The sequence below is a fragment of the Listeria ivanovii subsp. londoniensis genome (genome assembly GCF_000763495.1).
Taxonomy (GTDB): domain Bacteria; phylum Bacillota; class Bacilli; order Lactobacillales; family Listeriaceae; genus Listeria; species Listeria londoniensis.
The window spans coordinates 2,805,153-2,819,964 of the sequence record NZ_CP009576.1; the positions used below are offsets into that span (position 1 = coordinate 2,805,153).

Sequence of the window (14,812 nt, forward strand, 5' to 3'; positions counted from 1 at the left end):
ATGCTATATATTGAAGCAAAAGTACAGGTTAACCCCACCTTGGTAGAAGAGTTTTTGGCAGAAGTAAAATTAGTCATTGCAGATTCCTTACAAGAAGAAGGAAATTATGGCTATCAACTAGTTCGTTCAGTAGACGAGATAAACACCTTTTATATTTTAGAAAAATGGGCAGATAATGCAGCAATTAAATTTCACAATAGCACCGCGCATTATAAAAAATTCAAACAAAATGTCCCTACATTTTTAGCAACACCAATTGAAGTCGCTTTACTTAGTCCGGTTGAAAAATAGTAAAGTAGACTGGGACATAACTAAAGCACTGAGATAAAAGTTAGGAAATAGAAAAGCAGAAAGCATTGTATAGAGCCATTTTCAAAAAAATGGAATAGACATGATTTCTGCTTATTTTTCATTTAGAGACCCTTTTGCCCAGCCTCACTTTTTTTATTCGTTAAGCCATAAAAATATTTGATCATTCCCATCGTAACCTGCGCCATTTTGACAATGCAAATCAGAGGAAAAATGCTCTTTATCAAATAAAATCTGCTTTTTATGTTTTGCGGGAATCTGTTCGAAAAATTGATTTCCAAGTTGATAGTTATAATAATTTTCATTTTTAGCAACAAAGACTAAAGTATCCGTATGCAGCTTTTCGTAAGCAACTGTCTCATCAAATTCACCACATATTGCTAGCAAGTTATTTAGCGAATTCGCACCAAACACCCATTTCGCATGTTCTACTTGCCAGTTTAAAAAGGGACTGTGCGCGATATAAAACGAAGCAATTTTTTCTAAAGGCGGCGGAAATCCTTTATCTAAAAAAGAATGCAAGAAAAACGGCAATGGTTTTTTCAGCGAATCGAGCATCGAAGGGAAATAATTGTACAAAATAATTCTATCAAATAAACTATTGTCTAAACTTGCCGCTCTTGAAAGCAGTAGTCCTCCAAGTGAAATGCCTACACCAATTTTCTTCCCAAAAAGCCCGATTTTATCTTGATAATAATTTATCACTTCGTTGACTACATTATTCCATGCAGCTGTAAAGGGGACTCCTGCTTTACGAATGACATCAGATTGACCTGGGCCTTCGTATAACACCACATCGTAACCATTAGCTAAGGTAGCTTTCACATTAGTGAAATAGAGTTCCTCAAGAAGCGCATCGAAACCACCACAAATATAGAAGGTCCCTTTTGATGGTTGCGAAGTTTTAAAAAAGAGTGTCCTTAATTTAGTTCTTGCATACGTAATGTTGTGCTCCGTATACGCAATCTTTTTAATGGCTAAAGCTTGATAAAATAACTCCACTGATTTATTATAAACAACGATTTTCCGACTATCTTTTGGATGCAAAAAAAATTCTGCTGCTTGATAATATCTACTTGAGCGAAATAAAGCATTCCCTTTACTTTCATCTGAATAAAAATGTATAGCTCGATCTTCCAATGTTTTTGCAAATTTCGACCATTCCAGGTACCACGACTCATAATTGCCATCTTTAATTTTCTCGGTTACTGTTGCTACTTCCCCATAATCCGCACCACCAGATGGTGTATACCAAAGCAATCTTGTCGTTTCAAATTCAAACTCAAACGTTTTAAAAAAATGCCGTTTCATAAAGTTGGATTCTCCTTGTCTATGTTATACTTGTGATTATAGGCAATTAATCATTTACAGAAAAGAGGTTACTTACAAGTGCATCCTAATGAAAATGTTTCAGATGATATGAGGCTTAGAGAATTAGCATTACCACTCCTTGGAAAATGGGTACCTTTTATATTGATTCTATTATCCGAAAGGCCTTATCATTTTGCGGAGTTGGAGCGAACAATGACTGGTGTTTCCAGAAAAGTTTTGAATGAAAACCTGCTTAACTTACAAGCTTCTGGCATCCTCCACAAAAGTGGTGAATCTTCTACTGGTTTTCCAGTATATTACAGTTTAACAGAACTAGGAGAAAGTAGTTTATTTATTTTAGAAAATATCAAAAGTTGGCTACGAGAAAATGAAGAACTAATTCGTAGTAATCGGAAAAACTTTTTTGAATAATGAAAAAAGCAGTCATCTAATATAGTACGCTCCGAAAGTTAGATTTTATGGTCTAACTTTTGGAACGCACTATATAATCGGCTGCTTTTTCTAATTAAGTAACTCGCTCAAATCCGGAATACACATTCAACCTATCCCCGCGAATAAACCCAACTGTTGTAATTTGCAGCTCTTCCGCCATTTTAACTGCGAGTTCAGTCGGAGCAGAGCGCGATAAAATAATCCCGCAACCAAGCTTGGCAGTTTTCACAAGGATTTCTGAAGAGATTCGCCCACTAAATATAATGGCCTTATCTTGAGTGTTTGTCCCATCATTCAAAGCCCGACCATAGATTTTATCCAGCGCATTATGACGACCAATATCCATTCGACTATATATAATGTCTGACATACTACAAAGCGCCGCATTATGAACACCACCCGTTTGATGAAAAGTATCTGAATCCCCTTCAAATTTCTCCATCAAATGAAAAATTTTATTCGTTGTTAACCTGAGAAGCGAATTTTGTTTCACATTAACTAAAGATGCATCCGACTGAAAGTAAAAATTTTCCCGTGATTTGCCACAACAGGAAGTAATATAACGCTTACCTCGGTATTTTGCATTGAATTTATTAACGAAATTGGCAGTTACTTTAGCATGACCGGTTGATTCAATAATATCTACCGAATCAATATCTTTTGGTCCACGGACAATCCCCTCTGAAGTCAAAAATCCAACTACTAAATCTTCTAAATACTCTGGTGTACAAACAATCGTCACGAGTTCGATATCATTTACATAAATTGTTAATGGATATTCTGTCGCAACAGTGGATTTCATTTCTTTAAAAACACCTGACTCAAACTGGCGAATTTTCCGTTGCGCAACAAACTCCATGTTGGCACTCTCCCTTCTAAAGAGGAGCAGCGTCCCCGTAAAAAAGGAGTATCGCTGCTCCTGATTTTATTTTAATGTTTGACCGATTTCTTTTAAAAATGTCATACCATAGCGCAGTGCTCGGTTGACGTCTGGATCTTTGAGCGCCTTCATCATCGCGAGCATTCCCATGATTTCTTCTTTTTTCGCACTTTCTTCTGCTTTTTCGGCAGCATTTTTCAAGTTAGTTAGCATTTGCTCCGTTTGTTCTGGCTTCGTGTCCGTTAACAACTTACTCGAAATCATCACATTATTAATTGCATTGGTCACCTGCTCTTTACGCCATTCATTTAGGAACGTTTTCGTAATATCTCCACGTGCTTTAATCGCACTATTCAAAGCTTCAAGTGCGCCAGATTCTTGTAATAGCTTGACCGTCTCAACCATCTCTATAAAACCAGAATCTTCTTCTACAATATTAGCTTTGATTTTCGCTAGCCGTTCTTGTTCTATTTCTTCAGGTGTTTTTTTCGTATCTCGAATCGTTGAAATTGGTTCTGCCATCAGTGATTCCTCCCTTTTCCGCCGCAACCACAATTTCCACCACATGAACAATTCACTTTGGAAATTGGTTGATAATCTTCCCTTGACCATTTACGTTCCACTTCCACTCCGTTTTGAGGGAACCTTTTACGGTTGCGTGGGTTATGATCTGGTAGCGGATTTTTACCAGTTTTTTTGAGCACTGTTAGATTTACCTTTGTTTGTTTATATGCAGGTGTTTTTGTCCGGACATCCCCTGCACTGGATGTTAATAGGTTTACTGCTGTTTCACTACTGACAGAGTGCATCGGTACATATACTTCATTCCCTTTCATGCGGTCTGTAACAACTGCCCGAAGCTTAATCTGACCGTATGGAGAACTTAATCTTACAAGCGAGCCACTTTCAATATCACGCTCTTTAGCAAGCTCGAGCGAAACTTCTACAAAAACTTCCGGTAATTTATAATCTAAGCCCTTTGATTTATCTGTTAAATTGCCTTCATGGAATTGTTCCAATAAGCGCCCATTATTTAGCGTTAAATTATACTCTTCTGGGAAAGTGATAGGTGGAATGTAAGGTAAAGTCGAAAACTGCGCCTTGCCATCTGGAAAATTAAACCGTTCTTCATAAAGTAGCGGCATATCTTTCCCATCCGCACTAACTGGCCATACGAGGCTTTCAAATCCTTTCATCCGGTCATAACGAACACCAGCAAAAAATGGAGCTAAACTAGCAATTTCGTCCATAATCTCACTTGGATGTGTATAATTCCAATCTGTTCTGCCACACGCTCTTGCAACTTCTTGAATAATCCACCAGTCTGGTTTTGAATCTCCGAGTGGCTCTAATACTTCATAAAGTCTTTGCACACGGCGTTCTGTATTGGTAAAAGTTCCTTCTTTTTCAAGTGAAGGTGCTGCAGGGAACACCACATCAGCAAATTGAGCCGTTTTGGAAAGAAAGACATCTTGAACTACAAAGAAATCAAGACTAGCTAGAGTTTCTTGTACATGGTTCGAATTGGAATCTACCCAAGCCATTTCTTCACCAATAACATACATCGAGTGTAGCGTACCTGCTTCAATAGCTTCTAACATTTCGTTATTTTTCAAACCTGGTTCTGGTGAAATAGACACACCATAAGCCTCTTCAAAACGAGCACGCACTTCATTATTTCCGAGTGGCTGAATTCCTGGTAGAACATTGGGTAAGGACCCCATATCACATGCACCTTGCACATTATTATGCCCTCTGAGTGGATATGCTCCCGCTCCGTGTCTACCAAAGTTCCCAGTAACCAGAAGCAAATTCGCAATTGCCGAAGAAGTGTGTGACCCAGCAATATTTTGTGTCACACCCATACCCCAACAAACTGCGGTTCCATCAGCTTCATGGACCATTTTTGCTACAAGCTGCAATGTCTCTACTGATAATCCCGTTTCTTTTTCAGCATAATCCAGCGTAAATGGCGTTAAAAATTCCAGATAATCCGCCACATTGCTAATCCGATTTTCCATAAAGTTCTTATCGTGCCACCCCTGATCAATTATATATTTAGCTACTGCAGTCAACCAAACAAAATCTGTCCCTTGTTTTGGATGAATAAATAAATCGGAGCGTTCAGCCATTTCATGTTTGCGCAAATCTGACACAATCAACTTTTGCCCACGTGTTTTTTGTGCTCGTTTAATTCGACTTGCAAGAACTGGATGTCCATCAGCTGGAGAAGCTCCTACAATAATCACGAGTCCCGCAGTCTCAATATCTTCTACTGTACCCGAATCCGCGCCAATCCCAACTGTGCGAGTTAGCCCATCGGAAGCGGGCGCCTGACAATATCTAGAGCAATTATCAATATTATTCGTTTCGAACACTTGTCTAGCTAATTTTTGCATCAAATAGTTTTCTTCGTTGGTGGTTTTAGAGGAGCTAATAAAACCAAGTGCATCATTGCCATATTTTGCTTGAATTTCTCGTAATTTTGTTGCAACTAAATGAATTGCATCTTCCCAACTCGCTGGAACAAATTCATTGCCCTCTCGAATTAGCGGAGTTGTAATTCGTTTTTCGCTATTAACAAAGTCCCAACCAAATTTCCCTTTTACACAAGTAGCAAATTTGTTCACCGGACCTTCACCAGTTGGTTCAACTTTCAAAATCTTGCGGTCTTTCGTCCAAACTTCAAACGTACAGCCCACTCCACAAAAAGTACAAACTGTTTTCGTTTTCTTTGTCCGCGTTTCTCGCATTGCCGCTTCCATTTCTGACACAGCAAAAACAGTTTGATAATTCGGCTCCACTTTTTTCACCAAATCAATCATGGGTTCAAGCATATCTTCATCCAGCCCAGTCATAAATCCAGCTTGGCCAAGCATTGATTTCTCCATAAGTGCATTACATGGACAAACAGTGGCACATAATCCACACGAAACACAAGACGACAAGTTCGCCGGTTTGTCATCATCCCAAATGACCCTCGGCTGACTTCGCTCCCAATCAATCGAAAGCGTCTCATTCACTTGCACTTGTTGACAAGCCTCCACGCATCTCCCACATAGAATACATTGATCTGGATCATAGCGATAAAACGGATGAGAGAAATCATTCAAATAGCCTTTTTCACGGTAAGGCCGCTCTTGCGCTTCTACACCAAGCAATTCTGTTGTATTATGTACCTTGCAATTCCCATTATTATTATCACAAACCGTACAATAAAGTAAATGATTTTCCAAAATCCTATCCATTGCTTCCAGTTGTGCTTCAGTCGCCACTTCTGAATTAGTTTTAATTTCCATTCCATCTGTAACTTTCGTGCTACATGCTCGCATAAGTTGCCCGTCCACCTCACACATACAAGTATCACAAGACTGAATAGGCCCAATTTGCTCACTGTAACATATATGCGGATGTTCGATTCCTTCTGCATTCAAATAATCTAAAATCCGTGTTCCTTCAGTCACATTTCGCTGCTGGCCATTAATCTTTACTGATATCTTTGCATTCATCACATTACCTCCATTTCAAGAAAGCGGTTACAATTTGTTTTTATTATAACAGTTCTTATCTAAAAATCACAGTAATATGTTAGCTGATAACCATTCTCAAACAGCACTACTATGCGATTTCTATCACAATAGATACTTAATATATTGACAATTGGCTGACTTTTCTGTATTCTTTATACAAAGCTATGATGAGAAAAGTACGGTTTCTGTTTTTTCCAAAAGAGAATCCCCCTCTACTGAAAATGAATTAAGGTGGTATTGCGTGAATTTTTTCCGCCCTTATCCAAGTTATCAACTGGACTAGGACGATTTTTTATTTAGCTCTAAATTTTTAAAATGGAGGAATTAAAATGACAAAGCAATTACTCGTTTTACAGTCAGATTTCGGGATTAGCGACGGTGCCGTTAGCGCCATGTACGGTGTGATTAATAGCGTTAGTAAGGATCTACAAATATATGATTTAACGCACCAAATTCCTCAATTTAATATTTGGGAAGCTTCTTATCGATTACTACAAACCGTTACTTACTGGCCGAAAGATACTATTTTTGTTTCGATTGTCGATCCTGGCGTTGGTTCTGAGCGTCGAAGTGTTGCTGTCTTAACCGAAGAAGGTCACTATATTATTACACCTGACAACGGCAGTTTAACTCATATCGCTCATTACGGACGCCTAAAAGCCATTCGTTTAATTGATGAAGCTAAGAACCGTTTGCCAAAATCAGGCGCATCACACACATTTCACGGTCGAGATATCTTTGCCTACACTGCTGCTAGACTTGCTGCTGGAAAAATCCGCTTTGAAGATATCGGACCTGAAGCCCCAGCTGAATCAATTGTTTCTTTGAGCCTTAGTGATTCTTATTTAGAAAATGAACAGGCATTTGGGACCATTGACATTATCGACCGACCATTTGGCAACTTGTGGACTAATATTCGTCGTACTGACTTTTTACAATTAGATGTGAATTATGGAGACTCCATTGAAGTTTTAATTAAACATCACGACCTCGTAGTTTATAAAAATTTCGTCACGTATAGCCGTTCTTTCGCTGATTTACGAATTGGCGAGGCACTCATCTATGTTAACTCACTTGATAATCTTGGGTTAGGCATCAATCAAGGATCCTTCGTCAATGCTTATTCAGTTGGAACTGGAACAAGCTGGAAAGTCACTTTAAAAAAAGGATAAAAAAAGGCCAAAAATCCAGTATGGATTTTTGGCCTTTTTCAATATTTATTTCGTATATTCTTTTACAATTGGTTCTTGTTTTTTTGTTTTAAGGAAGAAACTCAAGAACATCCCAATAGCTGCGAAAATAGCTGCAACCATAAAGGCAGCACGCATACCATCTAAGCTGGCATCCTGTGCCTGTTGTGCGAATGCAGCAGGATCCGTCCCAGCTAGCATCTTACCAGGCATATTATTTTTCGTTACATTAGTTAAAACAGTAATTAAGACAGCTGTACCAATCGAACCAGCAATTTGTCGTATGGTATTGTTAACTGCTGAACCATGATTGATCAAGTGATTTGGCAGTGCATTCATTCCGGCGGTCGAAACTGGCATCATCGCCATCGAAATACCGAAGAATCGTACTGCATAAAATACCACAATATACCAAAGTGGTGTATCTATCGTTAAGAACATAAATGGTATCGTACCAATAGTTAAAATGGTAACCCCAGTAATTGTCAGCCACTTAGCTCCAATTTTATCAAATATAATCCCTGTAATCGGACTCATTATTCCCATAATTATTGCTCCTGGTAGTAACAATAGTCCTGATTGTAATGCAGATTCTCCGCGAATAGTTTGAATGTATAATGGTAATACAATTTCCGCACCAATCATTGCCATAGTAACAATCGAACCAAGAACTACGGAAAGTGAGAATACTGGATATTTAAATACATGTAGTTCTAACATTGGATTTTCAATAACAAGTTGACGCCAAACAAAAAGTGCGATGACAACAACACCGATAATCAATGTTGTTACAACCGTTGCATCTCCCCAGCCATCATTCCCTGCTGAACTGAACCCATAAAGAAGTGACCCAAAACCAATCGATGACATAACAATGGAAAGATAATCAATTTTAGTTTTTGTTAATTTTACTACTTTCTTCATTCCAAAAAATGCTAAAGCTATATCAATTACTGCAATTGGAATTAATATTAGGAATAAAACTCTCCAGTCATATGAATCTACAATCCAACCAGACAAAGTTGGACCAATCGCTGGAGCAAAGGCAATTACTAAGCCCATAAGTCCCATTGCTGCCCCACGCTTTTCACGAGGGAAAATCAATAAGAAAATTGTTTGCAAGAGTGGCATCATAATTCCCGCTCCAGCTGCTTGAACAATTCTACCAGTTAATAGCATCGGGAACGAATCGGCCATCGAAGCAATAATTGTTCCTACTGTAAACACAAACATTGCTGTAATAAATAACGTTTTTGAACTAATTTTTTCAATTAAAAGTGCTGTTATCGGAATCATAATCCCATTTGTCAGCAAGAAAGCCGTTGTTAGCCATTGGCCGGTTGCTGCTGTAATGTGCAAATCATCCATAATCATTGGTAACGCTGTTGCTAAAAGTGTCTGATTCAATATTGCTACAAATGCCCCAATAATCATTGTTACTACTAATAAATTTCTGCTATACGATTTCCCGTTAACATCAACAGGACGTTCTACTGCTGTACTATTCAAAATCAATACCCCTTCCTATGTGGAAATTTCCAGATGAATAATAGAAGTATAATAAAAAAAGACCAACAAGTCAATAAAAAATGACCAGTTAGTCCAAAAATTATAAAAGTCCGTTCACACATAGTTCCAACTTATTTACTTCTTTTGTTAAAGTTGCTGGTACATGCTGCTTTAAATACAGCAAAGTTCCTTGAATCATAAAGTCTCTCGGGGCTTCATTATTGTTTATTTCGCCAACTAAAGCATTCATTGACTCTTTATACTGCCATTTATCTGAATCAGCAATATCTGCATTATCAATCCCCGTACTAAGTTCTTCTAATGCTTCTCTTAATTTAGCTAATCGTTTTTTTCGCATCGTTATATGATCAGGCACTAAATTTTCGGTATCCTCATCAGTAAACACAATTTCCCCACTCAAAAGAATATCCTTTACAAGTGCATCTAGCCGTCTAACCACATAAGGGATTGCACGATCAATTAAACCAGAATCAATATTTTTACTACCATTCGCAAATACATACATTGCCGCCATCCCGCTAAGCAGCATCGTTATATCATTAATATAAGGCGCCGTTTCAATTCCATAAACCTCTAATAGTTGATTTTTCACCCACTCCATATTCTTAAGCCGCACGCTTTGCAAGAAAGAATTAAAATCATCATCAATCATTGCCTGTGAGAAAGTAATATTTAAAATTTCTCCATTTTCCGTGTAAAAACGAATAATAATCTTCAAACATTCAGTAAAATTATCTTTTCTTTCCCCCGAAATCGCCATTGTATACTCTAACCGTTGATGTAAAACAGAATACTCTTGCTTAAAAATCACAATTGCTAGCTCTTCTTTAGAAGTAAAATAATTATAAAAAGTCCCTTTAGAAATTTCCGCAGCATCTACTATATCTTGTACAGAAGTTTTTAAATAGCCTTGCTTTTGAAACACTTCTTTAGCCGACTTAATAATCCGTTGCTTCTTTTCCTTCAAAAAAAACACCTCATTATCAACATATTATACATAAAGTATAATCTATTTATACTACCTATTCAAGCTACTTGATAATAGGTAATAAATTCTTTTCCCCATTTAGTCAAACAATATTTCTGACTTAATCTCGTTAATCCATCAGAATTATTTTTTCGAGCTAAAAATCCGTCTTGGTTCAAGCCAGTAAATCGTATAAATTAACTTGTTTTTCGTTATTTGATACTTTCCAGTTATAATAATATCTTCTTTTTTTGCTAAATCAAAAATTTTCTCTGATTTATCTTTAACCATTTTAAGTATTGAATATATTATTTCTCTTTCCGGTAGCACACTTCTTCCCTCCTTTTAAAACAACAAAAAAGGTTTCGTCTACTAACGAATACCAACTAACATTTCTATTAAGCTCGCTTGAATGTTACCTTATTTTATATTGTATTATATAGTTAAGGAATTGCGCAAGCTGTTTTTATCTTCTCTGTTCTAAACTGTTTCATTGTATTGAACTATCTGATTTTCGTGCTTTAGAAAAACAAGCATTACATCCTTATAACTTATAGGATGATTATATTTCCTCCAACAAATTGGCATTTTAACGTGCACGCTAAAATAGATTAAAAATTATCATAAAAAGCTCACGTGCCTACATGAGAGCTCAAAGTATACAGGTGTACATATCCATTCAATACATCAAACATTTATGCACAAGTTAGCGATTAACAAATGTTTTAATAAACTAGGGATTATTTCCTATATATGAATGTTTTTTGTTACTTAACTACTTTCTCTCCCTTTAACACATTCCAATTTAATATGTTATGTGAAAAAAGTCAATATTATAGTTCAAAAGAACAATTTTTTCCAAGTTTAGGGATTTTGCTATTTTTAAGCAAATAAAAAAAGCTTCGCATATTAGCGAAACACTTAGAGTATCAACATTTTATTTTAAGCCACTTGTCGGATTTGAACCGACGACCCCTTCCTTACCATGGAAGTGCTCTACCAACTGAGCTAAAGCGGCAGCAAGTCTTTCATAAAAAATGGCTCCACAGGCAGGACTCGAACCTGCGACCGATCGGTTAACAGCCGATTGCTCTACCAACTGAGCTACTGTGGAATAATTAATTGCCCGGCAGCGACCTACTCTCGCAGGGGGAAGCCCCCAACTACCATTGGCGCAGAGAAGCTTAACTACCGTGTTCGGGATGGGAACGGGTGTGACCTTCTCGCCATAACTACCAGACAATATTTAAGTTGTTGAAAGATTGCTCTCTCAAAACTAGAGAAGAAAGGGTTCAGTTAGGTAACTTCGTTTCATTTTTTTGGTTAAGTCCTCGATCGATTAGTATTTGTCCGCTCCATGTATCGCTACACTTCCACTCCAAACCTATCTACCTGATCATCTTTCAGGGATCTTACTTTCCGAAGAAATGGGAAATCTCATCTTGAGGGGGGCTTCACGCTTAGATGCTTTCAGCGTTTATCCCTGCCACACATAGCTACCCAGCGATGCTCCTGGCGGAACAACTGGTACACCAGCGGTGTGTCCATCCCGGTCCTCTCGTACTAAGGACAGCTCCTCTCAAATTTCCTGCGCCCGCGACGGATAGGGACCGAACTGTCTCACGACGTTCTGAACCCAGCTCGCGTGCCGCTTTAATGGGCGAACAGCCCAACCCTTGGGACCGACTACAGCCCCAGGATGCGACGAGCCGACATCGAGGTGCCAAACCTCCCCGTCGATGTGGACTCTTGGGGGAGATAAGCCTGTTATCCCCGGGGTAGCTTTTATCCGTTGAGCGATGGCCCTTCCATGCGGAACCACCGGATCACTAAGCCCGACTTTCGTCCCTGCTCGACTTGTCAGTCTCGCAGTCAAGCTCCCTTGTGCCTTTACACTCTGCGAATGATTTCCATCCATTCTGAGGGAACCTTTGGGCGCCTCCGTTACTCTTTAGGAGGCGACCGCCCCAGTCAAACTGCCCACCTGACACTGTCTCCCCACGCGCTAAGCGTGGCGGGTTAGAATGGTCATACAGCCAGGGTAGTATCCCACCATTGCCTCCTCGTATGCTAGCGCACACGTCTCTTCGGCTCCTACCTATCCTGTACAAGCGGTACAAACATTCCATATCAGGTTGCAGTAAAGCTCCACGGGGTCTTTCCGTCCTGTCGCGGGTAACCTGCATCTTCACAGGTACTATAATTTCACCGAGTCTCTCGTTGAGACAGTGCCCAGATCGTTGCGCCTTTCGTGCGGGTCGGAACTTACCCGACAAGGAATTTCGCTACCTTAGGACCGTTATAGTTACGGCCGCCGTTTACTGGGGCTTCAATTCGTACCTTCGCCGAAGCTAAGCACTCCTCTTAACCTTCCAGCACCGGGCAGGCGTCAGCCCCTATACGTCACCTTACGGTTTTGCAGAGACCTGTGTTTTTGCTAAACAGTCGCCTGGGCCTATTCACTGCGGCTCTCTCGGGCTTGCACCCTAATAGAGCACCCCTTCTCCCGAAGTTACGGGGTCATTTTGCCGAGTTCCTTAACGAGAGTTCTCTCGCTCACCTTAGGATTCTCTCCTCATCTACCTGTGTCGGTTTGCGGTACGGGCAGTACTACTCTTCCTAGAGGCTTTTCTTGACAGCGTGAAATCAGGAACTTCCGTACTTTATTTCCTTCCCCATCACAGCTCATGCTTCGCAAGAAGCGGATTTGCCTACTTCTCACACTCACTGCTTGGACGCACATTTCCATTCGTGCGATTCCCTATCCTTCTGTGTCACCCCATCGGTTAAACAATTAGCACTGGTACAGGAATCTCTACCTGTTGTCCATCGCCTACGCCTATCGGCCTCGGCTTAGGTCCCGACTAACCCTGAGCGGACGAGCCTTCCTCAGGAAACCTTAGATATTCGGTGGAAGGGATTCTCACCCTTCTTTCGCTACTCATACCGGCATTCTCACTTCTAAGCGCTCCACCAGTCCTTCCGGTCTGACTTCACCGCCCTTAGAACGCTCTCCTACCACGAACCTCTCAAAGAGGTTCATCCACAGTTTCGGTAATATGTTTAGCCCCGGTACATTTTCGGCGCGGGGTCACTCGACCAGTGAGCTATTACGCACTCTTTCAATGGTGGCTGCTTCTAAGCCAACATCCTGGTTGTCTAAGCAACCCCACATCCTTTTCCACTTAACATATATTTGGGGACCTTAACTGGTGGTCTGGGCTGTTTCCCTTTCGACTACGGATCTTATCACTCGCAGTCTGACTCCCGAGTATAAGTACATGGCATTCGGAGTTTATCTGAATTCGGTAACCCGAGAAGGGCCCCTAGTCCAAACAGTGCTCTACCTCCATGACTCTTTACCTCGAGGCTAGCCCTAAAGCTATTTCGGAGAGAACCAGCTATCTCCAAGTTCGATTGGAATTTCTCCGCTACCCACACCTCATCCCCGCACTTTTCAACGTGCGTGGGTTCGGACCTCCAGTAAGTATTACCTTACCTTCATCCTGGACATGGGTAGATCACCTGGTTTCGGGTCTACGACCTGTTACTTATTCGCCCTATTCAGACTCGCTTTCGCTACGGCTCCGCTTTTTCCGCTTAACCTTGCAACAAATCGTAACTCGCCGGTTCATTCTACAAAAGGCACGCTATCACCCATTAACGGGCTCTAACTACTTGTAGGCACACGGTTTCAGGAACTGTTTCACTCCCCTTCCGGGGTGCTTTTCACCTTTCCCTCACGGTACTGGTTCACTATCGGTCACTAGGGAGTATTTAGCCTTGGGAGATGGTCCTCCCGGATTCCGACGGAATTTCACGTGTTCCGCCGTACTCAGGATCCACTCTGGAGGGAAAGCTATTTCAACTACCGGGCTGTTACCGTCTTTGGCGGGCCTTTCCAGACCGCTTCATTTATAACTTTCTTTTGTAACTCCGTATAGAGTGTCCTACAACCCCAAGAAGCAAGCTTCTTGGTTTGGGCTCTTTCCGTTTCGCTCGCCGCTACTCAGGAAATCGATTTTTCTTTCTCTTCCTCCAGGTACTTAGATGTTTCAGTTCCCTGGGTCTGCCTTCCTCACGCTATGTATTCACGTAAGGATACTATCCGACTAAAGATAGTGGGTTCCCCCATTCGGAAATCTCTGGATCAACGCTTACGTACAGCTCCCCAAAGCATATCGGTGTTAGTCCCGTCCTTCTTCGGCTCCTAGTGCCAAGGCATCCACCGTGCGCCCTTTCTAACTTAACCAATTTACTTCATTGAAGTAAAGGTTGTTTTTCTGATTTTCCGTATCAGCGATGATACATCCAATCAGATGAAAGATTCACTTTCAGATGATTCTCGGTTACTTGTGTCATAAATAGTTACCTATTTATGCTAACTTTACTAACTTTCTTATCTAGTTTTCAAAGAACAATTTTGGTGGAGCCTAGCGGGATCGAACCGCTGACCTCCTGCGTGCAAAGCAGGCGCTCTCCCAGCTGAGCTAAGGCCCCTTAAATAGGATATTATGTTGTTTCTTCTGTCAGAAAGAAAAAGTGGGCCTAAATGGACTCGAACCATCGACCTCACGCTTATCAGGCGTGCGCTCTAACCAGCTGAGCTATAGGCCCGTCAATAATGTAGTGGCTCTTTGCC

At 40.4% G+C, this 14,812-nt stretch carries 10 protein-coding genes, 4 tRNA genes and 2 rRNA genes; 3 read left to right on the top strand and 13 right to left on the bottom strand.

Annotation, left to right across the window (positions count from 1 at the left end):
• Entirely contained in the window at nucleotides 1-291 is a 291-nt protein-coding gene (locus JL53_RS13805; RefSeq protein WP_003720899.1) for a putative quinol monooxygenase, read from the top strand.
• A 153-nt stretch (nucleotides 292-444) separates the two neighbouring features.
• Here JL53_RS13805 and JL53_RS13810 read toward each other — a convergent pair whose 3' ends face one another.
• Nucleotides 445-1,620, bottom strand: coding sequence for an alpha/beta hydrolase family protein (locus tag JL53_RS13810; protein WP_038407913.1), 1,176 nt, complete (start codon nucleotides 1,618-1,620; stop codon nucleotides 445-447).
• A 78-nt stretch (nucleotides 1,621-1,698) separates the two neighbouring features.
• On the opposite strand from JL53_RS13810, the gene JL53_RS13815 reads away from it, so the two are divergent.
• Nucleotides 1,699-2,052 carry a winged helix-turn-helix transcriptional regulator gene (locus JL53_RS13815; RefSeq protein ID WP_003720900.1) on the top strand — a complete coding sequence of 118 codons (354 nt, stop codon included), beginning with the start codon at nucleotides 1,699-1,701 and terminating at the stop codon, nucleotides 2,050-2,052.
• Between the two features lie 94 nt (nucleotides 2,053-2,146).
• On the opposite strand, the gene fdhD is transcribed toward JL53_RS13815, so the two are convergent.
• The 3 genes from fdhD to fdhF all read right to left on the bottom strand — a co-directional run bounded on the left by fdhD (nucleotide 2,147) and on the right by fdhF (nucleotide 6,462).
• The gene (gene fdhD, locus JL53_RS13820) at nucleotides 2,147-2,932 is read right to left on the bottom strand and encodes a formate dehydrogenase accessory sulfurtransferase FdhD (protein ID WP_038407914.1); all 786 of its coding nucleotides are present in this window, start codon (nucleotides 2,930-2,932) and stop codon (nucleotides 2,147-2,149) included.
• 66 nt (nucleotides 2,933-2,998) lie between these two features.
• Nucleotides 2,999-3,475, bottom strand: a complete 477-nt coding sequence (locus JL53_RS13825) for a helical membrane plugin domain-containing protein (protein WP_038407915.1) — start codon at nucleotides 3,473-3,475, stop codon at nucleotides 2,999-3,001.
• The gene (gene fdhF, locus JL53_RS13830; RefSeq protein WP_038407916.1) at nucleotides 3,475-6,462 is read right to left on the bottom strand and encodes a formate dehydrogenase subunit alpha; all 2,988 of its coding nucleotides are present in this window, start codon (nucleotides 6,460-6,462) and stop codon (nucleotides 3,475-3,477) included. Before fdhF ends, JL53_RS13825 begins: the two co-directional genes overlap by 1 nt.
• A gap of 350 nt (nucleotides 6,463-6,812) precedes the next feature.
• Between fdhF and JL53_RS13835 the strand changes: the two genes are divergently transcribed.
• Entirely contained in the window at nucleotides 6,813-7,655 is an 843-nt protein-coding gene (locus tag JL53_RS13835; protein WP_038407917.1) for an SAM hydrolase/SAM-dependent halogenase family protein, read from the top strand.
• A gap of 45 nt (nucleotides 7,656-7,700) precedes the next feature.
• Here the strand turns inward: JL53_RS13835 and mdrT are convergent, their stop codons facing one another.
• From mdrT to JL53_RS13880, 9 genes are all read right to left on the bottom strand, one after another.
• A complete protein-coding gene (mdrT, locus tag JL53_RS13840) occupies nucleotides 7,701-9,182 on the bottom strand; it encodes a cholic acid efflux MFS transporter MdrT (RefSeq protein WP_038407918.1) in 1,482 nt (493 codons plus the stop codon).
• A 100-nt stretch (nucleotides 9,183-9,282) separates the two neighbouring features.
• Nucleotides 9,283-10,170 (bottom strand): bile-regulated transcriptional regulator BrtA, encoded by an 888-nt coding sequence (gene brtA, locus JL53_RS13845; protein WP_038407919.1) that lies wholly within the window; start codon nucleotides 10,168-10,170, stop codon nucleotides 9,283-9,285.
• A gap of 144 nt (nucleotides 10,171-10,314) precedes the next feature.
• Nucleotides 10,315-10,500 carry a DUF3116 family protein gene (locus JL53_RS13850; protein WP_235317694.1) on the bottom strand — a complete coding sequence of 62 codons (186 nt, stop codon included), beginning with the start codon at nucleotides 10,498-10,500 and terminating at the stop codon, nucleotides 10,315-10,317.
• A 615-nt stretch (nucleotides 10,501-11,115) separates the two neighbouring features.
• Nucleotides 11,116-11,188 (bottom strand) — tRNA-Thr (locus JL53_RS13855).
• A gap of 20 nt (nucleotides 11,189-11,208) precedes the next feature.
• Nucleotides 11,209-11,284, bottom strand: a tRNA-Asn gene (locus JL53_RS13860).
• A 10-nt stretch (nucleotides 11,285-11,294) separates the two neighbouring features.
• A 5S ribosomal RNA gene (gene rrf / locus JL53_RS13865) occupies nucleotides 11,295-11,410 on the bottom strand.
• A gap of 79 nt (nucleotides 11,411-11,489) precedes the next feature.
• A 23S ribosomal RNA gene (locus JL53_RS13870) occupies nucleotides 11,490-14,422 on the bottom strand.
• A 172-nt stretch (nucleotides 14,423-14,594) separates the two neighbouring features.
• Nucleotides 14,595-14,670, bottom strand: a tRNA-Ala gene (locus tag JL53_RS13875).
• Between the two features lie 43 nt (nucleotides 14,671-14,713).
• Nucleotides 14,714-14,787, bottom strand: a tRNA-Ile gene (locus JL53_RS13880).
• Between the last annotated feature and the right edge of the window lie 25 nt (nucleotides 14,788-14,812).

Bases quoted from the DNA above. Each gene is read 5' to 3' on its own strand.
- fdhD (WP_038407914.1), bottom strand. From the start codon at position 2,932: ATGGAGTTTGTTGCGCAACGGAAAATTCGCCAGTTTGAGTCAGGTGTT.
- JL53_RS13835 (WP_038407917.1), top strand. From the start codon at position 6,813: ATGACAAAGCAATTACTCGTTTTACAGTCAGATTTCGGGATTAGCGAC.
- fdhF (WP_038407916.1), bottom strand. From the start codon at position 6,462: ATGAATGCAAAGATATCAGTAAAGATTAATGGCCAGCAGCGAAATGTG.
- JL53_RS13805 (WP_003720899.1), top strand. From the start codon at position 1: ATGCTATATATTGAAGCAAAAGTACAGGTTAACCCCACCTTGGTAGAA.
- JL53_RS13810 (WP_038407913.1), bottom strand. From the start codon at position 1,620: ATGAAACGGCATTTTTTTAAAACGTTTGAGTTTGAATTTGAAACGACA.
- JL53_RS13825 (WP_038407915.1), bottom strand. From the start codon at position 3,475: ATGGCAGAACCAATTTCAACGATTCGAGATACGAAAAAAACACCTGAA.